Source organism: Candidatus Methylomirabilota bacterium (assembly GCA_035764725.1).
Lineage (GTDB): Bacteria > Methylomirabilota > Methylomirabilia > Rokubacteriales > CSP1-6 > DASRWT01.
Genome location: DASTYT010000046.1, coordinates 17437 through 42947, shown reverse-complemented (window position 1 = coordinate 42947; position 25511 = coordinate 17437). Strand labels below are relative to the sequence as shown.

Sequence of the window (25511 nt, the reverse complement as noted above, 5' to 3'; positions counted from 1 at the left end):
CCCGCTCGCCCCTGTCAAATCGGGCTTGGCTACTCGACGACCTCGTCCGCGCGCGCGAGGAAGACCGGCGTGATCTTCAGGCCAAGCGCCCGGGCGGCCTTCAAGTTGAGCACGAACTCGAAGCGGCTCGGCTGCACCACGGGCAGGTCCCCCACTACCGACCCGTTGAGGATGCGGTGCACGTACCCCGCGCCTTGCCGGTAGTTCTCCCGCAGATCGGCCCCATAGGACATGAGCCCGCCGCCCAGCACCTGCATCCGATTCTCGTAGATGGCGGGGATCCGATGGCGAGCCGCGAGCTCGGCTATGCGACGCCGCTCGACCGCAAACAAGAAGTCGAACTGCACCAGCAGCGCGTCCCGGCCCTTGATCATCTCGAAGGCGCGCTCGAGGTCGGCCCGTCCGCTGGCGTCCACACGGATCACGTCGCACTTGAACTGAGCCGCCGCGTCACGGGCATCGGGCCAACTCGTCGCGGTCGTCGTATTACCTGGAGTGCCGAGCCAGGCGAGACGGCGGGGCGGGCGGCCGAGGACGTCCGTCAGCAGCGCGATCCGCTTGCTCCACAGAAACTGCGGTGCCTGCGTGAAGCCAGTAATGTTGCGCCCCGGGCGCACGATGGTCTGGACGAAGCCGGCGGCCACCGGATCCGCCGCGACCTGCAGGAACACGATCGGAATCGTGCCCGTCGCGGCTTGAAGCGCGCGCGTCTCCGTCGAGCCCGTGCAGGCGAGCACATCGGGACGCTGCGCGACCAGCTCTCGGGCCAGGCGCGGGAGGCTTGCGGAGTCCCCGCCCGCATAGCGTTCCTCGATCAGGAGGTTGTCGCCGGCACGCCATCCGAGCTCGCGAAGGCCCGCACGCAGGATGTCCACCGTGTTCGCGGCATTCTCGTCCTTGTGACCGCCCGACAGATAGCCAAGGCGCGCGCGAGGTTGACTCCAGCTCGCGGCTGGCGAGGTAGCGACGGTAGCGACGGGTACCAGTCCGGCCAGGAATGTGCGTCGCGTCACGATCATCTCCCGGAGTATGCGGCACGTCGCCGCGGCCTCGCAAATGGTGAGCGGCATCAGGTGGATGGTGGCTCGAAGACCGAGCGGCGCGGGTTCGTGTTACGTTCGCCACCGGAGGTCCCGACCATGGCGCGCTTCCTCGAGGGCATCCGCGTGATCGACGCGGCCAACTTCATCGCGGGTCCGGTCTCGACCACGATGATGGCGGACTTCGGCGCCGACGTCATCAAGGTGGAGCCGCCCACCGGAGACGTCTACCGCGTGCGCGGCTCCGGATATCCGGCGAGCGTGTACAACTATCCCTGGATCGTCGACAACCGCACCAAGCGGAGCGTCGCCATCGACCTCCGCACGGAGGACGGGCAGCGGCTCCTGCGCCGTCTGGTGAAGGACGTCGACGTGTTCGTGACCAACGCGCCGCTGGACTCGCGGGCGCGGCTCCGCGTGCGCTACGAGGACCTCGCCCCACTGAACCCGCGCCTGGTCTATGCGTCGATCAGCGCCTACGGCGAGGCGGGTGAGGAGGCCAGCAAGCCCGGCTTCGACAGCATCGCGCTCTGGGCCCGCACCGGGCTCATGGACCTGGTGCGTGCCTCACCGGACGTGCCCCCTGCCCGCTCGCTCCCGGGCATGGGCGATCACCCCACCGGGACCGCGCTCTTCGCCGCGATCATGGCGGGGCTCTTTCAGCGCGAGCGCACCGGGCGCGGCACCAAGGTCTCGACCTCGCTCCTGGCCAACGGACTCTGGATGAACGCGATCCCCGTGCAGGGCATCCTCTGCGGCGTGCGTACGGAGGTGCGCCCGCCCCGCGAGGAGGCGATCAGCGCCCTCGCCAACATGTACCGGTGCCGCGACGGACGCTGGTTCATGCTCACGATCACGGGCGACGAGCGCCACTGGGAGCCCTTCGCGCGGGGGATCGGCCGCGAGGACCTCCTGACCGATCCGCGCTTCGCGACACGGGCCGCCCGCCACACCAACGCGCGAGTCCTCACCGGCCTGCTCGACGAGCTGTTCGCCAGCCGGGACTGGGCGGCGTGGTCGCCAATTCTGGAAACGACCGGCGTGGCGTTCGGCGTGGTCGCGACTCTCGACGACATTCCCCGCGACGAGCAGATGCGCGCGAGCGGCGCGCTCGTGCCGACCGACGACCCGCGGTTCGGCGCCTCCCACACCGTGTCGAGCCCGCTCCAGGTCGGCGACGCGGACAAGGCGCCGGCGACCTTCGCCCCCGAGATCGGGCAGCACACCGTCGAGGTGCTGCGCGCCGCCGGGATCGCCGCCGCGGAGATCGAGCGCCTCCTCGGAGCCGGCGTCATCGCCCAAGCCGGGCGCTAGCCGGCCGCTCGCCGACCGCTAGAAGCTCGGCTTGGTCGAGTAGGGCGTGAGCTGGAGCTCATGCGTCCAGCAGGATCGGTCCTGTGTGTGGAGGTAGTAAAAGGCCTCCGCGATCTTCTCGGGGTTCATCACGATCTCGGGATGCTCCCGCGCCCGGGCCAGCGCGCGGGTGCCCGGCGAGTCGATAAGGCCGTCGATCACGACGTTGGCCACGTGGACGCCGTGCTCGGAGTACTCCTCCGTGAGCACCTGCGCCAGCGTGCGCATCATCACGCGCGGGTAGTACAGCGACTGCCCGGTGAGGCGCTTGCGGCCCCGCAGCGACGAGGCGTTGTTCGAGATGAGGAAGGAGCCGTGGCCGCGCTTCCGCATCGCCGGGAGGACTTCCTTGGCGACGAGGAAGGGGCCACGGCTCGCGATGTGCTGCGCGGTCTCGAAGATGTCCAGCGGCACGTGCTCCAGCAGCTCCTTGTCGGGCGGAAGGTCACGCCCCTCGAGATAGCCCGCGTTGTAGACGAGCACCGCGGGATCGCCCGCCCGCTCGCGAATGGTGGCGAACGCCTTCGTGATCGAGTCCTGCGACACGAGGTCCAGCTCGACGGTGAAGGCCGTGCCGCCATGCTCCTGAATGGCCTTCTCGAGCGGAGCCGCGTTCGCGGCCTTGCGGGTCGTCAGCACGGTCACGAAGCCTTCCCGGGCGAACTTCTGGGCGATGGCGCCGCCCACGCCCCAGCGCACGCCGACCGGCACGTCACGGTCGTCCAGCGCCTTGCCGTGCGCCAGCTTGGTGTTGCGGCCATCTGCTTGCCACTTGGACGTGGCCCCCACGACGACGGCGACGGGTCGAGTGTTCGCGCTCATGGCCGGTAGCATCGCTCGATTGTGCGCGGCCGGCAATCGTGAAATCATGACGCCGGCCGCTTGGGCTCGGCGCCCGCGTGCCCGGGAGGAGTCTCCGATGGACGTCGGCCTGCAAATGGTGTTCGCCAGCTACGGCTGGACCGATGTCTCCGACGCGCAGGTCTGGGATGAGGAGCTGCGCCTCGCCCGGCTCGCCGCGGACCTGGGCTTCGACGTGCTCTGGTCGGTCGAGCACCACTTCAACGACTACTCGTTCTGCCCCGACAACCTGCAGCTCATGTCCTATCTCGCCGCCGAGTGTCGCGACATCGGTCTCGGCACCGCCGCGGTGATCCTGCCCTGGCACGATCCCCTGCGGGTGGCCGAGCAGGTCTCCATGCTCGATCACCTGAGCCGGGGCCGCTTGCGCCTCGGCATCGGCCGGGGGCTCGCCCGGCGCGAATTCGAGGCCTTCCGCGGCACGATGGACGAATCGCGCGAGCGCTTCGACGAGGCCTCGCAGATGATCCTGCGGGCCCTCCACACCGGCGTCATGGAGGGCCATGGGCCGTTCTACCCGCAGCCGCGCACCGAGATCCGCCCACGCCCGACTCGCCGCTTCGACGGCCGCCTCTACGCGGTGGCCTCGTCCGACGACTCGGTCGTCTCGGCCGCCCGCCTCGACGCCAGGATGGTCATGTTCGCGGACCGGCCCTGGCCCATCCGCATGCCCGCGATCCAGAAGCATCGCGAGCTCGTGCGCGCGATGCACGGGCACGAGGCGGGGCCGCCCCTCCTCGCCGACTTCTGCGTGTGCACGCCCACGCTCGACGGCGCCGAGGAAAAGGCGCGCCGCTACATGGGCAAGTTCGTGGAGAGCAATTTCTACCACTACGAGCTGCTGGGGCCGCACTTCAGCACCGTGAAGGGCTACGACGCCTACGCCCAGAAGATCGCGATGGCTCGCGAGATCGGCATGGACGGGATCGTCTCCGCCTTCATGGAGGCCGCGGTCTGGGGCACCCCCGACCGCATCCTGCGCAAGCTCGAGGAGCGGCGCGGCCTCGTGGGCGATTTCGAGCTGGCGACGTCGTTCCGCTTCGGGGGCACGCCCCTCGACGTGGCCGAGACCGGGCTCCGTCTCTACGCCAAGGAAGTGCTCCCCGTGGTGCATTCCTGGAGCACCCGCCGCGCCGTGGGGCCCGCATCCCTGACGCGTTGACGCGGCGCGACCCCCTGGGGGCACGCCTGGGCGGGACGCGCGCGCTCGTCGTGGCCATGCTCGCCGCGTGCATCGCGCTGAGCTGGCCGCTCTGGGGGACCAGCCGCGAGTTCCCGACCGCGCCCTGGCTGCCGCTTCCGGCCGTCCCGGACGCGCTCTCGGCGTGGACAGTCCTCCTTCTCCTCGTCCTCCTCGCCCTCGCCCTCGTCCCGCGTGCCTGGACGCCCCTGCCCTTCATCGCCGTCGCGGCCCTGCTCGTGGTCGGGGACCAGAACCGCCTGCAGCCGTGGCTCTATCAGGGCGCGCTGCTGCTGGCCGCTTTCGCCTTCGTCGATCGGCCGCGTCAGGCGTGTCAGCTCGTGCTGGTGGCGACCTACATCTGGAGCGGCGTCAGCAAGCTGAATCCGGACTTCGGCCCCTCGGTACTGCCGTGGGCTCTGGCGCCGCTGGGCGCGGCGGCGGCGTTGCCGTCGGGATGGCTGGCCCCGCTCGGCATGCTGCTGGGCGTCGGGGAGGCGCTGATCGGCGTGGGGCTTCTGCTGCCGCCCACGCGACGCCCGGCGGCCCTCGCGGCGGCGCTCATGCACGGCCTGCTGCTGCTCGCCCTGGGGCCGCTCGGCCAGCGCTGGAATCCCGTCGTCTGGCCCTGGAACCTCGCGCTCGGCATCCTCGTCCTGCTGCTCTTCTGGAACGAGGCCGACCCGCCGCGCGCGCTGCTGTGGTCCAGCGGCTGGTATCACCGCACGCTGGTCGTGCTGGTGGGCGTCCTCCCCGCGCTCCACCCGGTGGGGCTCTGGGACGCCTACCTCTCGTTCTCGCTCTACTCGCTGAACGTGGACGAGGCATGGCTCGCCGCCGAGCGCGGCGCCGCGCCGAGCCTGGGCCCGCACGCCCGCGCGGTGGCCGAAACGGGCACCGACGGCCGGCTCATCGTGCGGCTCCTGCCGTGGGCCATGCGGGACGTGAAGACGCCGCCCTATCCCGAGCGCCGGGCGTATCTCGCTGGCTTCCGCACGCTGTGCGCGCGGTCCGCGAGCCCGTCGGATCTGCGCCTGGTCCTGGTGGGCTCGCGCGCGCCCCTCGCGGCGGCCCGGCCCGCGCCCCAGCTCGTCACCTGCCGCGAGCTGCGCTGAAGGGCCTCTTGGGGCTCTCCGCGGGCCTCACGCGAAAGGCGAGACTGATCCGCGGCCCCACCCGCTCGGTGGTCTTCGGGATCCCGTGCGTGTAGTGGAGCTGCGTCTCGTAGCTCATGAGGAGGAGGCTCCCCGCCGCGAGGTCCACGTGGAGGACCCGGCGCGGGGGCGCCTTGGCGCGGATGGTCATGCGACGGGTCTCGCCCAGCGAGAGCAGCGCGATGGGAAAACGCTCGACGATCTCGTCGAGGTGGTCGTTGTGCGGCGCCACGCTGTCCCGGCCGTCGCGATAGAAATTGAGGCCCACGCTGTTGAAGGCCACGCCGGTCGCGGCCACGACGTGCGCCGCCGCGAGGCGAAGCGCGGGCGGCGCTCCGCCCTCGTCCGTGACGAGGGAGAAGTGCGCCTGGAGCCGCGGCACGTCCACGTCGCGGTCGTACATGCGGCGGCGCTCCGTCTTCCACGGCACCGACTCGCGGAGCTCCGCGAGCCAGGCGCCCGCCGTCTCGGTCGGAACGCAGTCGGGCCAGTAGACGACACGGCCGCGCTCGTCGTCGACGAGCACGGTCTCGTGCGCGGAGGGAAACAACGAAAGCTGGGCCATGAGGTCGAGCCTCCGGGGATCGACCTCCAGTGTACCCGACGCCCTGAGCCGGGCTACGCGCTCCGGCCGGGCCGGCCGCCGTGCTGAGCGACCTCGACGATGAAGTCCACGAAGCGCTCCGTCGGCTCGAAGCCCACGACGGCCGGCGCGTTCGCCACGAAGTTCGAGGTGGCGTTGACGTCGTAGTAGTAGATCTTCCCGTCGGCCTTGTTGACGAGGTATTCCACGCCGCCCACGTCGATCGACGCGGCCCGGGTGAGGCGGATCACCGTATCGATGGCCTCCGCGGGGGCGTCGTAGCCGCGCACGTCGAGCCCCGGCTTGACGTCCACCGGGCAGGCGCCGAGCTCCACGGCGGGCGCGGCGGCCGGCGCCGGCCCAGTCTGGCAGATGTCCGCGGGGCAGAGATTGAAGCCGGCGTCGCGGTCACGGACGATTCGGATGGCGTAGAGGTAGGTTCCGTCCAGCACCTCGACGCGGACGATCGCCCCATCTTCTGATTCGATGAACTCCTGCACCAGCGCGGTCCCGTCGGGCCCGAAGGCGAGGGTGTCGAGACGCTCGGCGAGCTCCTCGCGCGTCGAGAACCGCACGATACCGGCGCCGGAGCCGCCGACATTGGGCTTGATCACGAGCGGGAAGCGCACCTCGTCGAGCGCCTTGAGGACCTGGTCGCGGTGGTTCACGACGACCGCGCGCGGATAGCGCACGCCCAACCGCTCGAAGAGCCCGAGCTGCAGCGCCTTCGACTTCTCGAACCGGTACGCGGCGACGCGGTTGATCACGGGAATGCCGAGCGACTCCACGTGAGCGAGGAAGGCCTCGGCGTAGAAGAGCACGCCCGCATGCCCCCGTGTGTGCGACGAGGGGCTCGAGCGGTTGACGATGACCGAGTACGCGGGACGGCGGTCATGGGGGTCGAAGGCGTGATTCGAGTGATCGATCTTCTCCCAGGGCAGGCCTCGCCGGGTCAGCTCGGCGATGAGGCGAGTCGACCACTCGGGGTGCTCATCCAGGATGCCGATCGGGGCCGTAAGCCGTGTATTCATATGATCTTACCTTTCCCTACCGGGATATGTCCTTATTACCTCATCCGCGGGGGAGGGTCAAGACTGCTATCCTGGCCTCCGGGACGCCGATGAGGACGAATGATCAGTGGATCCAGGCGCTGGCGGGGCGCGGCGAAGCGCAAGCCGCCGCGCTCCACGAGCTGCGGGTCCTCCTGGTCCGGGCGGCGCGCTTCGCGCTGCAGCGCGGCCAGAGCCGCGCGGGTCGCCACGGCGCGTTCGACGTGGATCAGCTCGCCGAGGACTGTGCCCAGAACGCGCTGGTGGCCATTCTGGACCGCCTGCCGGACTTCCGCGGCGACAGCCGCTTCACGACGTGGGCGTACAAGTTCGCCATCAACATGGCGCTGGTCGCCGGCCGCCGCGAGGCCTGGAAGCCCGTCTCCCTCGACGCATTGCTCGACCAGGCCGGCCCCTCGACGTGGCGCCTCGAGACCGACGCGCGTTCCGTCGACCCGGATCAAGCGGCCCGGCGCGGCGAGGCATGGAAGGTGATCGAGGAGATCATCGAGACCGAGCTCTCCGAGCGGCAGCGGCAGGCGCTCAAGGCCATCGTGGTCGACGAGGTGCCGCTCGACGAGCTGGTCCGGCACTGGGGCTCGTCGCGCAACGCCGTCTACAAGCTCCTGCACGACGCCCGGTGGAAGCTCAAGACGCGGCTCGAGGCTCGGGGCTTCGCGCCCGGCGAGGTGCTCGGAATGTTCGGCGAGGCGGGGTAAGATTTGCCCGCCCGGAGTTACTAGAGAGTGGAGCGATCTGTGGACCCACGTGTGATCGAGCGTCTGCTGCGTGACGTCTCCGAGACGGAGGCCGAGGAGATCTCCTGCTCGGAGTGCTTCGACCTGCTCTCCCCTGGGGTCGAGCTCGACCTGGCGGGCGCCACCGATGCCCCGATCCTGATCCGTCTCGCCCATCACCTTCGGCAGTGCGGAGTCTGCCGCGATGAGTTCGAGACGCTGCGCGACCTCCTGCGCTCGGAGCCCGACGACCGCACGTAAGATCCCGCCCTCCTCCGACACCAAGCCATGACGAGACAGCTCGGCATCGCACCCCAGAGGAGGAGGAACGGACATGTCACAGAAGGGTCTTCGGTTCTCGGTTCTGGCAGTGGCCCTCGCCGCCGCGGCGATGGTCGCACCCGCATCGGCGCAGGAGAAAGCGCCGCCCGGCGGCAATTATCAGAAGGTCAGCGGGCTGGTGGCGCTCCCCGACTTCCTGCCGGGGTTGGGCACCCTCTACGTCGATCCCAAGACGCTCCCGGCTGGCCCCTTCCTCGCCTACGACAAGGACGGGAAGCTGGTCAGCACCGTCTACATGATCCCGCTGAAGGACCTGGACGCCCACAAGGGCTTCAACAATCTGACCGCGGCGAAGGAGAAGGTGGATCACGTCGACGTCTACTTCAACGCCGGCCATCCCGGCGTCGCCGAGCCGCACTATCACGTCGTCGTCTGGTACGTGTCGCCCGAGAAGGCGGCGAGCCTCAAGTGACACGGCGTGAGCTGCTCGAGGCCGGCGGGCTCTGGCTCGCCGGCCTCGCGGTGCCCCGCTCCGCCCACGCGGCGGGCCCGGTCGAGATCCACATGATGAGTGACCCCCTGGGCACCACGGTGTGGTTCGACCCGATCGGGATCCGCATCGAGCCCGGGCAGACGGTGCGCTGGATCGTGCACTCGAACGTCCACACCACGAGCGCGTATCACCCGAAGAACGACCGGCACTCGCTGCGCATCCCCGAGGGGGCCGAGCCGTGGGACTCGAAGTTCCTCGTGAACCCTGGCAACCACTTCGAGGTGACGCTACGGGTACCCGGCGTCTACGACTATTTCTGCATGCCGCACGAGGCGGCGGGAATGGTGGGGCGCATCGTGGTGGGCCGCCCCGGAGGGCCCGGCGCGCAGCCGTTCGACTACTTCAAAGGCCGCCCGGGCACGTCAGAGTGGAAGCCCGTGCCGCCCGAGGCCCGGAAGGCGTTCCCCCCGGTCAGCACGATCATGCGCGACCGCGTGGTGAGGAAGGCCGTGCCGGGCGTGGCGACCAGCGAGCACCGCTAGCTACGCGCGCGTCTCGAGCAGGAGCGTCTGGAGCGAGCGCCCCACGAGGCCCGCTCCGTCCCAGAGGCGCGCGCGGGCCAGGCCGATGCCGTGCGGCTCGCCGGTGGTGGCAGCGTCGAGGCAGATCCACTCGCCGATCGGGGTCCGGTGGAGCGCGATGGTGAGATCACCGTTGACGAACGTGGCGCGCGCGGGATCCACGACGAGGGCCACGCCGCTCGCCGTGTCGGCCGCCGTCACGAGTGATTCAAGCGGCGTCGGCGCCTCGCCGGCGACCAGCGGCACGCGGAGCCGCACCCACACCGCGGTGGGCCCGCGTCCCCAGACGCCCCGCGCGAGGCGGCACTCCACGGCGCGATGATAGCCCTCCTCGCCCCGGATCAGCGGGAGGTCGAAGGGCGCGCCCGCCTCGGGCGGCGGGGGCGCCGCCGGGGCGTCGGGCGTCACCGCGACGCTGGCCGGCGCCACGCGCATCGCGAGACAGCTCGCCTCCATGACCGTGGTGCCGTCCTCGGTGGCCAGCGAGCCCGCGAAGCGCTGCACCTTCGCGCCGGCCCGGACCACCCGCGTGACGACGGTGAGCGGCGTCAGCGGCACCGGCCGCAGGAAATCGAAGGTCAGCCGCGCGATCTGCGCGTCGGAGGGAGCCTGCCGCGCGAATGCGCGCGCCAGGAGGGCGGCGGGCGGACCGCCGTGCTGATGTTGCGGGCTCCAGGGCCCCCGCGCCGACGCGGAGGGCACGAAGCGATCGCCGTCGAGGGCGAAGAAGGGGGGTGGGCTGCTCACGTCGCAGGGCTCGGTCTCGTCACGAGAACGGGATGATACCGGTGGGCGGACCCCCCGGCAATCGGATAGACTAGGGCGACCCCCAGGGGTCCTCACCCGTACTCGAGAAGGAGCGAGCGATGCGCAAGTACCTGGACATCCGCCTGGACGACCGGACCATCACGAGTCGCGAGCTGAACGGCGAGGAGGTCGTCAGGGCAGGCCGCAATCTGATCGCCCGGACCCTGCTCGAATGCGGGGCCGCCACGGTCGATCCGCTCTCGCCGCAGAATCCCCTCATCTTCTCGGCGGGACCCTTCGCCGGATCGAGCTTCTCGAACGCCAACCGCACCAGCGTGGGCTGCCGCAGCCCGCTCACCGGCGGCATCAAGGAGGCCAATGGCGGCGGCTCCTTCGCCTACGCCCTCGGCCAGCAGTCCGTCGCGGGATTCACGCTGCACGGCGCCTCGCCGACCTGGGTGGTCATCCACTTCAAGAAGGACGGCACGATCGCCTTCGATGACGGGTCGCCCTATCTCGGCAAGGGCAACTTCGAGGCCGACCGCATGCTCCACGCGAAGTACGGCAAGAAGGTCACCGTCGGGCTCTGTGGGCCGGTGGGCGAGTATCTCGGCCTGATCGCGGGCATCGCGTTCAGCGACAAGGACGGCCGACCCTCGCGTCTCGCCGCACGCGGCGGCGTGGGCGCGGTGATGGGCTCGAAGAAGGTGAAGGCCATCGTGGTCGACCTCGACAAGATGCCCGCGTTCCACGACGTCAAGAAGGTCAACGTCGCCGTCAAGGAATACGCGAAGCTGCTGCAGGCCGACGGCATCATCACGAACTTCTATCAGAAGATCGGCACCATGGGCATGGCCGACGTGCAGAACCAGATGGGCGGCCTGCCCGTGCGGAACTTCAGCGCGGGACGCCAGGTCGATCTCGCCACCGGCGAGCGCTTCAAGATGGGCGGCGACTACATCACCGAGCTCAACAACTCGCGCGGCGGCGAGCAAACCCACGCGTGCATGCCCGGCTGCATCATCCAGTGCAGCAATCTCTACGCGGACGCCTCCGGCAAGGAGATCGTCTCCCCGGTGGAGTACGAAACGCTGGGCCTTCTCGGCACGAACTGCGGCCTTACCGATCCCGACGACCTCGCCGGGCTCAACTACATCGCGAACGACCTCGGCGTGGACACGATCGAGACCGGCGCCATGCTCGCGGTGCTGATGGAGGCCGGGCTCGGCGCCTTCGGTGACGCGAAGTTCATGGCCGACTGCCTGGCCGAGGTCCGCGCCGGCACCGAGAAGGGCCGCCTCTGGGCCCAGGGCACCGCCCGCGTCGGTGCGCACTACAAGGTGGCGCGCGTGCCCGTCATCAAGAAGCAGGCGATCAGCGCCTACGATCCCCGCGTGGTCGAGGCCACCGGCGTGGCCATGATGGCCACGGCGATGGGCGCGGACCATACCGCCGGCAATCTGCCGCGGCTCAATACCCGCGAGATGGACCTCAACGCCATCATCGGCCAGAGCCTGGTCGTGCAGACCAACGTCGCGGCCACGGACTCGCTCGGGCTCTGTCTCTTCGGCCGCAGCGTGACCGAGGTGAACATCGCGTTCATCATCGACGCGATCAACAGCGCCTGCGGGACCAGTCTCACCCCGGAGTTCTGGACCCAGCTCGGCCACGAGACGCTCCGGCTCGAGCACGAGTTCAACCGCCAAGCTGGGTTCACCGCGAAGGACGACGAGCTGCCGGGGTTCTTCTATACGGAAAAGCTGCCGCCCACCGACCGGGTGGCGCGCTTCCACGGCCCCGAGGTGCACGACATGTACGAGCGCCTGCCTGCCTGAGGCAGGCGTCCGGGCCGCGGTGGCTTCCGCGTTCCGCTACTGGCTCGGCATCGACATCGGCGGCACCTTCACCGACTTCAGCGTCTTCGACACCCGGACGGGGGCGCTGAGGGGGCTCAAGGTGCCCTCGACGCCGCACGAGTTCGCGGCGGCGGTGCGGACGGGCCTGGCCCAGCTGGCGAGCGAGCACGGGATCGACCCGGCGGAGATCGGCACGGTCGTGCACGGCACGACGATCGCCGTGAACACGCTCATCCAACGAACCGGCGCGCGCCTCGGGCTCCTCGTGACCGACGGATTCCGCGACGTGCTCGAGCTGCAGCGGCTGCGGCTGCCCAACCCCTTCGATCTCGACGGCGTCCGGCCCCTGCCCCTGATCCCGCGGGCGCGGGTGGCCGAGGTGCGGGAGCGGCTGCGCGCCGACGGGCGCGTCGACACGCCCCTCGACGAGGCGTCCGCGCGTGCCGCCGCGCATCGCCTGGCCGCGCTGGACGTCGAAGGGCTCGTGGTCTCGCTCCTCCATTCGTATCGCAATCCCGTCCACGAGCAACGGACCCGCGCCGTCGCCGCGCAGGTCGCGCCCGGGCTCCCCGTCAGCCTCTCGTCGGACGTGTGGCCGCAGGCCCGCGAGTACGAGCGGACGGCCCTGGCCGTGCTCGACGCCTACGTGCAGCCCAAGGTGCGCCGGTATCTCCAGGGCTTCGAGGAGGCGCTGGCCGCGCGCGGCGTGCCCGCCGCGCCCCACGTCACCAAGTCGAACGGCGGCATCATGCCGGTCGCGGCGGCGCGGACGCAGACCGTGACGACGCTGCTGTCGGGGCCCGCCTCGGGCGTCATTGGCGCCGCCTACGTGGCCGGCCAGGCGGGCCTCACCAACGTCATCACGCTCGACGTCGGCGGCACCAGCGCGGACATGGCAGTGGTGGAGGGCGGGCGGCCCCGCTGGAGCACGAGCGAGCACGTGGGTGGCGTGCCGGTGATGATGCCGGTCGTCGGGGTGACGGCGATCGGCGCGGGCGGCGGCTCCATCGCCTGGGTGGACGAGGTCGGCATCCCGAAGGTAGGACCGCAGAGCACGGGCGCCCAGCCGGGCCCCGCGTGCTATGGGCGCGACGGCAAGGACGCGACGCTCACCGACGCGTTCCTCGTGTGCGGCTTCCTCGACCCCGCGCGATTCCTGGGCGGGCGCATGCCGCTGCACCGCGAGCTGGCCGACGAGGCGGTGGCGCGCTTCGCCGGGCCCCTCGGCGCCACGCCGGACGAGGCCGCCGAGAGCATCGTGCGCGTCGCCGTCTCGAACATGTACGCGGAGTTCACCAAGATCCTCTCGCGCGCCGCGGTGGATGCGCGCGACTTCGCCCTCGTGGCCTTCGGCGGCGCGGGCCCCGTGGTGGGCGCCCTGGTGGCGCGCGAGGTCGGCATCTCCACCGTGTTCGTGCCGCGCTCGCCGGGGACGCTCTGTGCCCTGGGCGCCCTGAGCGCGGACGTCGTGAGCGACGCCGTGCGCACCGTGCACGCGAAGGCGGAGGCGGCCTCGCCGGTGGCGCTGCGAGAGGCCTACGACGCGCTCTGCGCGGAGCTCGGAGACTGGCTGGCCCGCCACGGCGCGGACGCCGGCGCGCCGAGCTTCGGCCTCGCCGCGGACATGCGCTATGTCGGCCAGTCCTACGAGATTGCGGTGCCCCTGGAGCCCGCCTGGCTCGCCGCCGGCGGCCTGCCCCGCATCCTGGCCGCCTTCCATCAGGCCCACGAGCGCGCCTTCGGCCATGCCGACACGGAGGCGCCGGCGGAGATCGTCAACCTGCGCGTCCAGCTTCGTGCCGCGCGCCCCCGCGTGCCCTTGGCCGAGGCGCCTGCCGCCACGGGGCCGGCGACGCCGCGCACCACGCGCCTCCTGTGGCTGGATGGCCGGCGGACGAGCGCGCGCGTCTACGAGCGCGAGGGGCTGGGTCGTGGCATGCTGCTCGCGGGGCCCGCCGTCGTGGAGCAGCCGGACACCACCGTGCTGATCCCCGAGGGCCACGCCGCCGAGGTCGATCGCTTCGGCAACCTGCTGCTGCGGAGGGAGCGCTGATGCGCCTGGATCCCCTGACCGTCGAGCTATTGCGGAACTATCTCCAGGGCGCGGTCGAGGAGATGGCCTATGTCGTGGAGCGCACCGCGTACACGACGTTCGTGAAGGAGACGGCGGACTTCACCTGCGGCCTCCTCAATCCCTCGGGCGAGTTCTTCGCCTACCCGGTCGAGCTGGGCGTGGCGAGCTTCGGCGGGATCAACTACGCCACCACGCTGGAGGCCGTAGGCCCGCTGGAGCCCGGCGACGTCGTCATCACCAATGATCCCTACGGCTCGGCGGCAGCGGCCACGCACCTACCCGACATCCACCTGGTCCGCCCGATCTTCTGGGAGGGCCGGCTCGTGGCCTACGGCGCCGGCTTCCTCCACAGCTCCGACGTGGGGGGCATGGTCCCCGCGTCGATCTCGCCGCGGGCCTCCGAGATCTTCCAGGAAGGTCTCCGCATCCCGCCCAAAAAGCTCTTCGTGCGCGGTCAGGTCAACCGTGACCTCCTCGACGTGATCCTCGCCAACTGCCGCATCCCCGAGCAGAACTGGGGCGATCTCCGGGCCCTCGTGGCGGGGCTCACCACCGGCGAGCGCCGCGTGCACGAGCTCATCCGCCGCTTCGGCTCCGACACCGTCGACAAGGCGATGGACGATTTGATCGACTACTCTGCCCGAAAAGTCGAGGCGCTGATCCGCCGCATGCCGGAGGGCCGCTACGAATTCTCGGATTACATCGAGGACGACGTGGTGACCGACATCCCCATCCGCCTCAAGGTCGCGCTCGTCATCGCCGACGGCGAGATCCACATGGACTTCACGAGCAGCGACGTCCAGGTGGGCTCGGCCATGAACGTGCCCACCGCCGGGCGCGTGCACCCGTTCATGTCCGTCGCGCTGGTGAACTACTTCGTGACCAACGACCGCACCATCCCTCTCAATGCCGGCGTCCTGCGCCGCGTGCGCATGACCTTGCCCGAGGGCTCGGTCGTGAACCCGAAGTTCCCGGCCGCGTGCGGCGTGCGCTACGCGACGGTGCTACGCATCTACGACGCGGTGCTGGGCGCGCTGGCCCGCGCCCTGCCCGCGCAGATTCCCGCCGCGGGCGGCGGCCAGGGCTGCATGGTGGCGCTGTCGCTCCCCGACCCCGAGGCCGGCCGCCGCCACGTGACGGTGATCGAGCCCATGATCGGGGGCGGAGGCGCGCGGCCGGGACGAGACGGCGTGGACGGGTGCGATTCGTCCATCGGCTTCCTGAAGACGACGCCGGCCGAGACGCTGGAAGCCGAGGTGCCCATCGTCGTGCGCCGCTACCACCTGATCGCGGATTCCGCGGGGCCTGGCCGACATCGCGGCGGCTTCGGGGTGCGGCTCGACTTCCAGGTATTCCGACCCGAGGGCCTGGTGACCGCGCGCGGGATGGAGCGGCTGCGCTTCGCGCCCTGGGGCGTGGCCGGGGGCACGGCCGGCGCCACCGGCAGCGTGTGGCTCAACCCGGGCACGGGGGGCGAGCGGCGCCTCTCGAAGATCGATCTGCTCGCGCTCGAGCCGGGTGACACGCTGAGCGTGCGCACGCCGGGCGGGGGCGGCCACGGCGATCGCTTCGCGCGACCCCCCGCTGCCGTGCTGGCGGATGTCGCCTCGGGCTTGATTACCGTCGATCGTGCCCACGAGGCGTACGGCGTGGTCCTGGCCGGCGACCAGGTCGACGAGACCGCGACGGCAGCGCTGCGCGCCGCGCGGACCGGTGAGTGCCGGATGGAGCCCTTCGACTTCGGCCCGGCGCGTCGCGAGCACGAGCGCCGCTGGCCGGACGAGCTGCAGGATCTCTTCATCGAGCTCCTGATGGCCCTGCCCGCACCGTATCGCGGCTATGCGCGACGAACGCTCCACCCGCGCATCACGGCCCTCGCCGATCAGCGCCCGGTGACCGCCGCCGACGTGACGCGCATGGTGGGAGAGCTCAGGGACTCGCTGCATCGCGGTTGATCGGTTCCACCCGAAGCCGTGGGCCGGTGCGTATACCGGGCATGAAGGCCAGGACGTACACGCTGCTCGGCGTCGATCGCCGCCCGTACCTGAGCTCCACGCCCGAGCGCCACGCGCGCTGGAAGATGTCGCGGGATCTCCTGACGCGGCTCGATGCCGCCTGGCTCGGCTTCACCCAGTCCTATGCCGGGCTGTCCGAAGCGGAGCTGCTCGAGCCGGGGGTCACGGAGGCCTGGTCCGTGAAGGACATCATCGCCCACGTGACGACCTGGGAAGAGGAGGCCCTGAAGCACGTGCCCGTCATGCTGAGGGGCGGCCGGCCCCCTCGCTACTCGGTCACCTATGGCGGGATCGACGCGTTCAACGCCCGCATGACGGCCCAGAAGAGCGCGCTCACGCTCTCCGAGGTGCTCGCGCAGCAAGAGACCGTGCACCGGCGTCTGATCGCGCTCATCGAGGGCCTGCCCGCGGACCAGCTCGGCGCTAAGGCCCGGGTCCGCCGCCGGCTCCGCCTCGACACCTACGGACACTATCCGATTCACGCGAGCGCGATCAGGAGGTGGCGGAAGCACGAGGCGTAGTCGCGTACAATAGACGCCTTGGACTTCGACACCATCATCATCGGCGCCGGCATCTCCGGCCTGTATCAGCTCTACCGTCTGCGTGAGCTGGGCCAGAGGGTTCGCGTGTTCGAGGCCGGCACCGGCGTCGGCGGCACCTGGTACTGGAACCGCTATCCCGGCTGCCGCTTCGACTCCGAGAGCTACTCCTACGGCTATTCCTTCAGCCAGGAGCTGCTGGAGGAGTGGGACTGGACGGAGCACTTCGCGCCCCAGCCGGAAACCGAGCGCTATCTCAACCACGTCGCCGACACGTTCGACCTGCGCCGGGACATTCAGTTCCGCAGCCGCGTCAAGGCCGCGACGTGGGACGAGGGCCGGCAGGCGTGGGAGATCACCTTGGAGGACGGCGTGCGCTGTCGCGCGCGCTACGTCGTCACCGCGGTCGGTCCGCTGTCCGCTCCCACCCTGCCCCGGATTCCCGGCGTGGAGGACTTTCGCGGCGAGGCCTATCACACCGGGCTCTGGCCCAAGCATCACGTGTCCTTCGAGGGGAAGCGGGTGGCCGTCATCGGCACTGGGGCCACGGGGGTGCAGGCCATCACCGAGATCGCCAAGACCGCGGGCCACCTTACCGTGTTCCAGCGCCGGCCGAACTGGTGCACGCCGCTGCACAATCGCCCCATCACCAAGGCGGAGATGGCCGAGATCCGCCAGACATATCCCGCCATCTTCGAGCGCTGCCGGGAGACGGCCGCCTGCTTCATCCACACGACCGACCCGCGCGGCACCTTCGAGGTGAGCCCGGAGGAACGTAAGCAGTTCTGGGAGGAGCTGTACGCGAGTCCCGGCTTCGCGATCTGGATGGGCAACTTCAAGGACGTGCTCATCGACCGCAAGGCCAATGCGCTCTTCTCCGAGTTCGTGGCGGGCAAGATCCGGCAGCGGGTCGAGGACCCGAGGGTGGCGGAGCTGCTGATCCCCAAGGACCACGGGTTCGGCACGCGACGGGTTCCGCAGGAGAGCGGCTACTACGAGGTGTACAACCGGCCCAACGTCGAGCTGATCAGCATCATCGACACGCCCATCGTGCGCCTCACGCCCACGGGAATCCGGACCACTGCGCGCGACCTCGACTTCGACATGATCGTGTACGCCACCGGCTTCGACGCCATCACCGGCAGCCTGGACCGCATCGACATCCGCGGCGTCGGGGGCCGGAGCCTCAAGGAGCGGTGGCGGGCGGGCCTGGAGACCTTCGTGGGCGTCATGGTGAACGGCTTCCCCAATCTCTTCATGGTGATGGGGCCCCATACCGCGCTCGGCAACATCCCGCGGAGCATCGAGTACAACGTCGAGTGGATTCGCGACCTCCTCGCCCACATGGGCCGGCACGGCCTGCACGTGGCCGACGCCCGGCCCGACGCGGTGGACGAGTGGACCGCCTTCGTCAAGAAGAAGGGTGAGGGGCTGCTCGCCAACGAGGTCGATTCGTGGATGACCGGCGTCAACCAGAACGTCGAGGGCAAGAATGTCCGCATCGTCGCCCGCTACAGCGGGACGGCGCCCGAGTACCGCGACTGGTGCGACCGGGTGGCCGCGGAGGGCTACCGGGAGCTGACGCTCGTCTAGCGCCGGCTCCCCTTCACCCGCCCCGGCCACCTCGGTGGTGAAACCGCGCTAGGCCGCGACGCGCTTGATCGCCAGCGGGTCGACGAGGATCTCGTCCTCGACCTCGGCGTGGACGCCGGCGAGCTCACGCTGGACCAGCTGGATCGCGATCTCACGTGAGGCCTGGTTCGCGACCGTGCCCTTCACCTCGACGAGCGGGGGCGCGCTGCGCCTCAACGGCATGTGGACGCTCGCGACCACCGGCATCCCGACCAGGCTGGGATGAAGGAGCAGCGCGTCGGAGAGCCGCGCTTGGAGCACGACGCCCTCCTCCTCACGCTTGCGCTTGACGTCGTAGAACTTCACGGCGATCCCGACGGCCACAATGAGGAAGATCAGCGCCGCGACCACCCCGACCAGGCCGACCCCACCGCCGTCCACCGTGGCGGTCGGAGTGGTCGGCAAGGGCGTCGTGGGAGCCTGCGCGAGCGCCTTCGTCGGTGCGGTGAGCAGCAGAGCCGCAGCGTGTCCGATCCCGAGGCCTTTCCAACGAATGTCGATCATGGTCGTCACCTCCAACGGTTTAAGGCCCACACTTGCGGGTTGCATCGCATGTGCCACCGCCAACTTGTAACGGCACCACGCCGACTTCCGAACGTCGACGACAAGCGCCCCTGGGTAATCTGGTCCTGAAGAAGATGCTAGAAGGCGTGTAAGAACGGCATAGCGTCATCCGCATTGACGTGGGCTTTCGGTATGAGGCGTGCGACGACCGACTGACTTGACTGTGTCCCGGGGCCGACGCATGCTCCCGACCCAGGAGGATCCCATGCCGCCAGCCGTCACCCCGACCAAAGCCACGCTGGGCGCGGTGGTCACCGGTCTCGCGCTCGCCCACATGGACGAGCCCACCTGGAGCGCGGTGGAGCGAGCCTTTCTCGAGCACGCCGTCCTGATCTTCCCTGGTCAGCATCTGAGCGAGGCGGAGCAAGTGGCGTTCGCCCGGCGGTTCGGTGACATCGAGCCGCTGGCCGCGGACCCCGAGCAGAAGGCGGTGGCGATCAGCAACGTGAAGCCGGACGGCACCATCATGGAAGCCGCCGAGCATCGCTACAAGTCGCTGCGGGGCAACGAGGGCTGGCACACCGACAGCTCGTACATGCCGCTCGCCGCCAAGGCCTCGTGCCTCTCGGCGCAGGTCGTGCCGTTGGCGGGCGGCGAGACGGAGTGGGCGGACATGCGTGCCGCCTACGACGCGCTGGACGAGGCGACGCGGCGCCGGATCGCCGGGCTCTCGGCGCACCACTCGCTCTATCACTCCCAGGCCAAGATCGGGCACATGGTGGAGACCGGCGCCGGGTACGGCTTTCATACCAAGGGGGCGCCGCTACGCCCGCTGGTGAAGGTGCATCCGGTCACGGGCCGGCCCGCCCTCTTCATCGGCCGCCACGCCTACGGCATTCCCGGCCTTCCGGAAGCGGAGTCGGAGCGGCTCCTGTCCGAGCTCGTCGACTTCGCCTGCCGGCCCCCGCGGACGTACGCCCACGCGTGGCGGCCGGGCGACGTCGTCATCTGGGACAACCGCTGCGTGCTGCACCGGGCGCGCCCGTACGACTACCGCGAGGCGCGCGTGATGCGCCACACGCGGGTGGCCGGCGACCCGGCGACCGAGCTCGCGGGCACCGATCGCGACGAGCGCGCCCGCGCCTACGAGCCGTCCGCGTTCAATCGTTGATCAGCACGCGAGGCGGTTAGACGGGGTCGTCCACCGGCTTGGTGGTGGGATAGCCGAGGATCCCGTTGTGCCCGAAGACGTAGGCGTTCGTGCGCAGCGGGTCGCCGCTCACCGCGACGGTGATGTCCCCCGGTCGCGCGACGATGGGGACGAGGCGCTCGGGGTCGTCGGACTCCGCGAACACGCCGTCCGCGCGGCCACGCGCCACCAGGTCGACGAGGCGCGGATGGCCCGGGGCCAGATTGGTCCACGGGCCGATGAGGCGCTCGAATTGCCGCGCGGGGATGCGCGCCTGCCGCCACAGGAGCTCCTGGACGTCGGATTTCGCCAGCCCCGCCCGCGCCAGGGTCTCGGCGAGGATCGGCGACAGGATGAGAAGCGGCTTCTGGGCGCCCACCGCCATACCCACGGTGAAGATCACCTCCCATCCGACATGGCGCACGAGCCCGTCGGCCAGGTACGGGATCATCTGCTCGGGCCGGCTCCCGAACACGCAGGCCAGCACGCCGCCCCCGGTATAGCGGGAGATGGTCACCGCGCTCCGTCCGCGCGGCACGCCGGCGTCCTCGGCGAGGGTCGTCCACCCGATGCGGCGGATCACGTCCTCGTTCTCCGCCAGCACCACGCGCCACGTGTTGCCGAAGGTCGCCTTGTCGGTCTTGTGGGGCAGGAATCCGGCCACGTTTCGGAGGTAGAGCCGCCAGAAGCGGCCGATGGCGGTATTGGCCTGGAAGCCGTCGCGGAGGGCGCCCTGCTCGTAGTTGAAGCCCAGCGCCTTGACGATGGGGCCGTTGACGACGATGAGGGTGTCCGAGCCCGGCGTGTTGCCGCTGTGCTCGACGCCGTAGCCGGGATCGGCCATGGCCTCGACGAGCGCAACCAGCACCGGCATGTACTCGGGCCGGCAGCCGGCCATCACACCGTTGACCGCGACGGTCCGGATGGTCGCGCTGCGGCGGTCGGGCAGCAGCACGCCGAGCTCCTGCTGCGGTGAGCGGCGCGTGTGGCGCAGGAACTCGGCGACCCGCGCTTCCGTGGGCGGCACGATGGGAAGCCCGTCGCTCCAGCCCTGCTCGTAGAAGTGACGGTTGATCTCGTCGAAGGTCCCTTCGAACACGATGTCGTCGGGCCCCGGCTCCTCCTTCTCGCTGATCTCATCGGGCGCCAGGGTGAGGCCGCGCACGACGCCGTCGACCGTCACGGCGACGACGTTGTCCTCGAGCTCCGTCGCCGTCTGCACGTCGACGTGGCCGGGCACGATGGCGATGGGCAGCGCCGGCAGCCCCAGCCCAGTCGAGGTCGTCGCGGCCTGGGTCACGAACCCCTCGCACGTCAGCGACACGGTGGGGACACCGGCGTTCTCGGCGACCGCGCTCGCCCGCAGCACGGCGGGCGTGCAGCTCCCTCAGCAGGCCATCCCCGAGATGACGGCGTCGACCTTGAGCTCGCGCAGGCGGGCCGGGAGCTCGGCGAGGACGCGGCGCTCGTCCGACCCGTGCGTCGAGCCGAAGACGGAATAGGGAACGAATGCCACGCCGGGCCACCGGCGGCCGATCTCTCGCTCGAGGATGGGGAAGATCTCGTCGCCGCGGAAGAGATCGTCCCAGAGCTGCCCGATCGTCCGACCCTCCAGGCTCGGAAGGCGGGGCGCGATCGGTCGTGCGTGCACGGTGCGCCGCCCGCGCGGCCACATCACCCGCTCTGTCACCTCATGCTGGATTGCCATTGTTGTTGACGCTCCCCTCTGGCGGACGATCACGTCGGCGCCATCAGGATGGTAGCAAAACCAGCAGGGCCCGGCCCGCGCGCGCCGGAGGGAGACGGCGCGTGCGGGCCAAAACCCCCGCGGGACTACTTCTTCCGCGGATCGTCCGCCGGATTCACGAACGTGAGGTCGGTCGGCCCCACGCCATGGACTTGCACGACGGTTTCCTGACCGCCCGCCCAGGCATAGTGCGGGTGCTGCGGCGGGACCGAGAAGAAGCCGCCGGTCGGCAGCTCCTGTCCGTTCTTCGCGTCGAACTCCTTGCCCATCCCGATCGAGAACGTCCCGGCGAGCACTGTGACGTTCTCGCTGGCCTTGTGATAGTGCGGGGGAACCTTGTAGCCGGCGGGCATCTTCAGCCGGTAGACGAAGGGGCCCTCCTTGCCGGGATCACCCTGCACGACGGCGAGCCGCGCGCCCGGCAGCACGGGGGGCTCGACCCACTTGAGCGTGTCGGGCACGGCAATGGTGTGCCCCTGGTCCGAGGTGAGCCCGAGCATCGGAAACGCGACCGTGAGCGCGAAAGCGACAACCGCGACAATGACTCGGCGCATGGCCATCCTCCTGTTCATGACGAACGCTGTTCACGACAACTGGTGTCAAGCATCGGCCTCTCGCAGTGCAACGGGCATGCCCCGGAGCTCGCCCAGCTTTTCGAGGGTTTCCTGGCAACGGGTGCAAGCTGACGTGGCGGCTCGTGGGGCCGCGGCGTGGGCTCTGACTCGCTTTTCGAGCACTTGGAGCCCGCAAGCTTCGATGGCAGATCGGCGAGCGGACGAGCAAGCCGGAGTGGCAGCGGGGGTAGGACCAATGTCCCATTGCGCGGAGGGCGGGCCGGCTCCCACACTCGAGCAACCAAGGAGGCGCGATGAACGGGAAAAGGGCTCTCTGTGTTTCGATGTCGGTGCTGGTCCTGGCCGCCGCCGCACCGCTCACGCTATCGGTGACGGCGGACGCCCAGACCCCCGGAGCGGAGAATCGCCAGGACCGCCGGGACGATCGGCAGAACGCCCGCGACACGCGGCAGACCGGGCGTGAGGACGCGCGCAAGGAGAAGGTGGAGTGCAAGAAGGGCGACGACAAGACGCGCGCCGAGTGCCGGCAGGACAAGCGGAATACCAAGCAGGGCGCCCGCCAGGACGCGCGCGAGCAGAAGAAGGACTGATACTATCCGGGCGTGGTCGCTCGTCAGCTCGAGGTCGCGGGTGTGCGCGTGCCGAGCTTCGTCTACGGCACGGCCTGGAAGGAAGATGCCACTGAGCGACTGACGCGTCTGGCCCTGGAGGCGGGCTTCCGCGGTATCGACACCGCCAATCAGCGCCGCCACTACCACGAAGCGGGCGTGGGCGCGGGCATCGGGGGCGCCATCGCGGCGGGCCTGGTGACGCGCGCCGAGCTCTTCATCCAGACGAAGTTCACCTCGCGGGGCGGGCAGGACCATCGTCTGCCCTACGATCCCGAGGCCGACGACGCCACCCAGGTGCGCCAGTCCTTCGCCCGCTCCCTCGAGCACCTGCGCGTCGACACCATCGACTCCTACGTGCTTCACGGGCCGTCGCGCCGCGTGGGGCTCGGCCCGTCCGACCTGGCGGTCTGGGCCGCCATGGAAGAGCTCCACGCCGCCGGCAAGACGCGGCTGATCGGCGTCAGCAACGTCGGCTTGGACCAGCTCGAGCTGCTCTGCGCGCGTGCCACGACACCGCCCGCGTTCGTCCAGAACCGCTGCTTCGCCGTCACCGGCTGGGACCGCGAGATCCGGGCGTTCTGCCGCGAGCGCGGCATCGTCTACCAGGGCTTCTCTCTCCTCACCGCGAACCTGGACCAGCTCCGCACCCCGGCCTTCGCGACCCTGGTGCGGCGCGTGGGACACACCCCGGCCCAAGCGGTGTTCAACTTCGCGCTCCGGGTCGGCATGCAGCCTCTCACCGGCACCACCGATCCCGATCACATGCGCGAGGACCTGGGCGCTTACGACTTCGAGCTGTCCCCCGAGGACGTGCGCGCCATGGAGAACATCGCGCGGGGTTGAGGCTCCGTCACACCCCGCTCCGGTCGGTGTCCAATCGGAGTGAAGAAGATGCCAGCGGGGGAGGTGGGCATGGAGACGGGACGGCCATTCGATGATCCCGAGGGGGAGGAGGGCGACCGCGCCCTGGTCACGCGGGCCCAGGCGGGCGACCGACGTGCCCTCGAGGAGCTCGCGGCGCGCCATCAAACCTGGATCTACAACATCGCCATCCGGATGCTCGGGCACCCGCAGGACGCGGAGGACGCAACGCAGGAGATCCTGATCAAGGCGCTCACCCGGCTCTCGTCGTTCGAGGGCCGGAGCCGCTTCCGCACCTGGCTGTATCGCATCGTCGTCAACCACGTGCTCAACACGAAGCGAGGCCGCTCCGAGCCGGCCACACCGAGCTTCGCGTGCTTCGCCCACGGGCTCGACACGACACCGGATCTCGACCTCCCGGACCCGCGCAGCGTCCCGGCCGACCTGCGCCTGCTGGTGGACGAGGCGCGCATCAGCTGCACCACGGGGATGCTGCTCTGTCTCGATCGCGATCAGCGCCTCGTATACATCCTCGGCGAGATCCTCGGGGTCAGCGACGCGGTCGGGGCCGATCTGGTCGAGATCAGCGCCGACAATTTCCGCCAGCGCCTGGCGCGCGCCCGGCGCGATCTCCATAGCTTCATGGACGACAAGTGCGGCCTCGTGAACCGAGCGAACCCGTGTCGCTGCGCCAAGAAGACGCGGGGATTCATCCAGGCCGGCTACGTGGACCCGGCCAATCTCCTCTTCGCCCGCGAGCGAGTGCGGCAGGTGAGCGACCTCGTCGCCGCGCGCTCGGAAGCGGTAAGGGCCTTCGAGCAGGAGTATGGCGAGGTCTTCCGCCAGCACCCGTTCTACGAGTCGCCGGATCTCGTGCGGACGTTGCGCGAGCTGATCGCCAGTCCGACCGTCCGCCGCCTCACCGACGCCTCCTGAGCGGGCCTCGAGCGCGCGGCACGTCGTCATGTTGCTCTTGGTGTGTGTCCTCACTCTCCTCCATCACCGTGACATCGCTCGCCCTGCCGTACGCCGAGGGCGAGGTCGCGTTGCTCGGAATCTACGGACTCGCCGGCCTCGGGATCGCCGCGTTCACGCCGAGCGTGCTCTCGCTCGTGGCCGACACGGCCACGACGGGGCGGACCGGTCAGGCCTATGCCTGGTACTCGACCGCCCACTACGGCGCTATCGCCATCGGTCCATTCCTCGGAGGCCTCGTCGCGCAGTGGTCGAGCTATCGTCTGGCCTTCCTCGCGAGCGCAGGCGTCACCGGCATCGCCATGATCGTCGGACTGGCGGTCCCGGCGGCGCCCCCCGCTCACGCCGGATCGCGCTCGATCGCGCGACTCGCGGATCTCCGGGGGAACCCCGCCGTCTGGGCCGGATGGATCGCCGCGGTCGCCGGCCTCTTGATCCAGGGCACCGTCTTCACGTTCCTGCCGCTCCTCGCCTCTGGACACACGCTCACCCCGAGCGCCCTCGTCTTCCTGATCCTTGGCCTGTCGAACACGCTGGCCCGCTTTCCCGCGGCTTGGCTGATCGATCGTACCGGCCGGCCCGCACCTTGCGCGGTGGCTGGTCTCCTCGTCGCCTCGGCGGTGGCGACGTTATCCCCTCACACCGCCGCGGGCGTGCCGCTGCTCGTTCTCGCGGCCCCCTTCGGCGGGGTGAGCGGCATGGCGTTCGTGGCGATCAGCACCGCGCTGGCCGGGGCGGCGACAGCCGCAACCCGAGGCCTCGTCATGGGCGGCTACAGCACCTGTACCTCGGCCTCGCCGTCGGCTCACTTGGCCTAGGGCCGGTGATCACCCACCGAGGGTACGGCGTGGGCTTCCTCGCCGCCGGCGCCAC

The 25511-nt window shown here is 70.2% G+C and carries 26 protein-coding genes; 17 read left to right on the top strand and 9 right to left on the bottom strand.

The genetic code is table 11. The annotated features are described in order from the left end of the window. Nucleotides 1-29: 29 nt before the first annotated feature. Entirely contained in the window at nucleotides 30-1019 is a 990-nt protein-coding gene (locus VFX14_06620) for an ABC transporter substrate-binding protein (protein ID HEU5189344.1), read from the bottom strand. A 120-nt stretch (nucleotides 1020-1139) separates the two neighbouring features. Here VFX14_06620 and VFX14_06615 point away from each other — a divergent pair, with 120 nt between their 5' ends. After that, on the top strand, nucleotides 1140-2354 hold the full coding sequence (locus tag VFX14_06615) for a CoA transferase (GenBank protein HEU5189343.1): 1215 nt from the start codon (nucleotides 1140-1142) through the stop codon (nucleotides 2352-2354). Nucleotides 2355-2372: 18 nt separating this feature from the next. Here VFX14_06615 and VFX14_06610 read toward each other — a convergent pair whose 3' ends face one another. Next, a complete protein-coding gene (locus VFX14_06610; GenBank protein ID HEU5189342.1) occupies nucleotides 2373-3215 on the bottom strand; it encodes an SDR family NAD(P)-dependent oxidoreductase in 843 nt (280 codons plus the stop codon). Nucleotides 3216-3312: 97 nt separating this feature from the next. Between VFX14_06610 and VFX14_06605 the strand changes: the two genes are divergently transcribed. Then, a complete protein-coding gene (locus VFX14_06605) occupies nucleotides 3313-4416 on the top strand; it encodes an LLM class flavin-dependent oxidoreductase (GenBank protein ID HEU5189341.1) in 1104 nt (367 codons plus the stop codon). Then, nucleotides 4413-5549, top strand: coding sequence for a hypothetical protein (locus tag VFX14_06600; protein ID HEU5189340.1), 1137 nt, complete (start codon nucleotides 4413-4415; stop codon nucleotides 5547-5549). The genes VFX14_06605 and VFX14_06600 overlap by 4 nt, the downstream gene beginning before the upstream one ends. Here VFX14_06600 and VFX14_06595 read toward each other — a convergent pair. Together VFX14_06595 and VFX14_06590 are read right to left on the bottom strand one after the other, a co-directional pair. Beyond that, nucleotides 5527-6153, bottom strand: coding sequence for an alpha-ketoglutarate-dependent dioxygenase AlkB (locus tag VFX14_06595; GenBank protein HEU5189339.1), 627 nt, complete (start codon nucleotides 6151-6153; stop codon nucleotides 5527-5529). The genes VFX14_06600 and VFX14_06595 overlap by 23 nt on opposite strands. 53 nt (nucleotides 6154-6206) lie before the next feature. Beyond that, the gene (locus VFX14_06590; GenBank protein ID HEU5189338.1) at nucleotides 6207-7202 is read right to left on the bottom strand and encodes a hypothetical protein; all 996 of its coding nucleotides are present in this window, start codon (nucleotides 7200-7202) and stop codon (nucleotides 6207-6209) included. Nucleotides 7203-7291: 89 nt separating this feature from the next. Between VFX14_06590 and VFX14_06585 the strand changes: the two genes are divergently transcribed. From VFX14_06585 to VFX14_06570, 4 genes are all read left to right on the top strand, one after another. Continuing rightward, nucleotides 7292-7939 (top strand): sigma-70 family RNA polymerase sigma factor, encoded by a 648-nt coding sequence (locus VFX14_06585; GenBank protein HEU5189337.1) that lies wholly within the window; start codon nucleotides 7292-7294, stop codon nucleotides 7937-7939. Nucleotides 7940-7978: 39 nt separating this feature from the next. Continuing rightward, on the top strand, nucleotides 7979-8218 hold the full coding sequence (locus VFX14_06580; protein HEU5189336.1) for a hypothetical protein: 240 nt from the start codon (nucleotides 7979-7981) through the stop codon (nucleotides 8216-8218). A gap of 130 nt (nucleotides 8219-8348) precedes the next feature. Continuing rightward, on the top strand, nucleotides 8349-8711 hold the full coding sequence (locus VFX14_06575) for a DUF5602 domain-containing protein (GenBank protein HEU5189335.1): 363 nt from the start codon (nucleotides 8349-8351) through the stop codon (nucleotides 8709-8711). Continuing rightward, nucleotides 8708-9274, top strand: a complete 567-nt coding sequence (locus VFX14_06570; protein HEU5189334.1) for a plastocyanin/azurin family copper-binding protein — start codon at nucleotides 8708-8710, stop codon at nucleotides 9272-9274. The genes VFX14_06575 and VFX14_06570 overlap by 4 nt, the downstream gene beginning before the upstream one ends. On the opposite strand, the gene VFX14_06565 is transcribed toward VFX14_06570, so the two are convergent. Further along, complete coding sequence (locus VFX14_06565; GenBank protein ID HEU5189333.1) at nucleotides 9275-10060, bottom strand: thioesterase family protein; 786 nt, start codon at nucleotides 10058-10060, stop codon at nucleotides 9275-9277. A 119-nt stretch (nucleotides 10061-10179) separates the two neighbouring features. Between VFX14_06565 and VFX14_06560 the strand changes: the two genes are divergently transcribed. The 5 genes from VFX14_06560 to VFX14_06540 are packed head-to-tail and all read left to right on the top strand — an operon-like array spanning nucleotide 10180 to nucleotide 18137. Next, nucleotides 10180-11895: an aldehyde ferredoxin oxidoreductase C-terminal domain-containing protein gene (locus tag VFX14_06560; GenBank protein HEU5189332.1), complete on the top strand. Its 1716-nt coding sequence runs from the start codon at nucleotides 10180-10182 to the stop codon at nucleotides 11893-11895. A 19-nt stretch (nucleotides 11896-11914) separates the two neighbouring features. Beyond that, the gene (locus tag VFX14_06555) at nucleotides 11915-13969 is read left to right on the top strand and encodes a hydantoinase/oxoprolinase family protein (GenBank protein ID HEU5189331.1); all 2055 of its coding nucleotides are present in this window, start codon (nucleotides 11915-11917) and stop codon (nucleotides 13967-13969) included. Beyond that, entirely contained in the window at nucleotides 13969-15945 is a 1977-nt protein-coding gene (locus VFX14_06550; GenBank protein ID HEU5189330.1) for a hydantoinase B/oxoprolinase family protein, read from the top strand. The genes VFX14_06555 and VFX14_06550 overlap by 1 nt, the downstream gene beginning before the upstream one ends. Before the next feature lie 41 nt (nucleotides 15946-15986). After that, nucleotides 15987-16526 (top strand): DinB family protein, encoded by a 540-nt coding sequence (locus VFX14_06545; protein HEU5189329.1) that lies wholly within the window; start codon nucleotides 15987-15989, stop codon nucleotides 16524-16526. 18 nt (nucleotides 16527-16544) lie between these two features. Continuing rightward, nucleotides 16545-18137, top strand: coding sequence for an NAD(P)/FAD-dependent oxidoreductase (locus VFX14_06540; GenBank protein ID HEU5189328.1), 1593 nt, complete (start codon nucleotides 16545-16547; stop codon nucleotides 18135-18137). Between the two features lie 48 nt (nucleotides 18138-18185). On the opposite strand, the gene VFX14_06535 is transcribed toward VFX14_06540, so the two are convergent. Further along, a complete protein-coding gene (locus tag VFX14_06535; protein HEU5189327.1) occupies nucleotides 18186-18680 on the bottom strand; it encodes a hypothetical protein in 495 nt (164 codons plus the stop codon). Nucleotides 18681-18945: 265 nt separating this feature from the next. Between VFX14_06535 and VFX14_06530 the strand changes: the two genes are divergently transcribed. Beyond that, a complete protein-coding gene (locus VFX14_06530; GenBank protein ID HEU5189326.1) occupies nucleotides 18946-19851 on the top strand; it encodes a TauD/TfdA family dioxygenase in 906 nt (301 codons plus the stop codon). 16 nt (nucleotides 19852-19867) lie between these two features. Here VFX14_06530 and VFX14_06525 read toward each other — a convergent pair whose 3' ends face one another. The 3 genes from VFX14_06525 to VFX14_06515 all read right to left on the bottom strand — a co-directional run bounded on the left by VFX14_06525 (nucleotide 19868) and on the right by VFX14_06515 (nucleotide 22170). After that, on the bottom strand, nucleotides 19868-21238 hold the full coding sequence (locus tag VFX14_06525) for a UGSC family (seleno)protein (GenBank protein HEU5189325.1): 1371 nt from the start codon (nucleotides 21236-21238) through the stop codon (nucleotides 19868-19870). A gap of 18 nt (nucleotides 21239-21256) precedes the next feature. Beyond that, the gene (locus VFX14_06520) at nucleotides 21257-21577 is read right to left on the bottom strand and encodes a hypothetical protein (protein ID HEU5189324.1); all 321 of its coding nucleotides are present in this window, start codon (nucleotides 21575-21577) and stop codon (nucleotides 21257-21259) included. A gap of 125 nt (nucleotides 21578-21702) precedes the next feature. Further along, nucleotides 21703-22170 carry a cupin domain-containing protein gene (locus VFX14_06515; protein HEU5189323.1) on the bottom strand — a complete coding sequence of 156 codons (468 nt, stop codon included), beginning with the start codon at nucleotides 22168-22170 and terminating at the stop codon, nucleotides 21703-21705. A 314-nt stretch (nucleotides 22171-22484) separates the two neighbouring features. On the opposite strand from VFX14_06515, the gene VFX14_06510 reads away from it, so the two are divergent. The 4 genes from VFX14_06510 (at nucleotide 22485) to VFX14_06495 (ending at nucleotide 25456) form a co-directional block, all read left to right on the top strand. Then, nucleotides 22485-22781 carry a hypothetical protein gene (locus tag VFX14_06510; GenBank protein HEU5189322.1) on the top strand — a complete coding sequence of 99 codons (297 nt, stop codon included), beginning with the start codon at nucleotides 22485-22487 and terminating at the stop codon, nucleotides 22779-22781. A gap of 12 nt (nucleotides 22782-22793) precedes the next feature. Beyond that, complete coding sequence (locus tag VFX14_06505; protein ID HEU5189321.1) at nucleotides 22794-23645, top strand: aldo/keto reductase; 852 nt, start codon at nucleotides 22794-22796, stop codon at nucleotides 23643-23645. Between the two features lie 69 nt (nucleotides 23646-23714). After that, the gene (locus VFX14_06500; GenBank protein HEU5189320.1) at nucleotides 23715-24599 is read left to right on the top strand and encodes an RNA polymerase sigma factor; all 885 of its coding nucleotides are present in this window, start codon (nucleotides 23715-23717) and stop codon (nucleotides 24597-24599) included. 44 nt (nucleotides 24600-24643) lie between these two features. Then, nucleotides 24644-25456 (top strand): MFS transporter, encoded by an 813-nt coding sequence (locus VFX14_06495; GenBank protein HEU5189319.1) that lies wholly within the window; start codon nucleotides 24644-24646, stop codon nucleotides 25454-25456. Nucleotides 25457-25511: the final 55 nt, after the last annotated feature.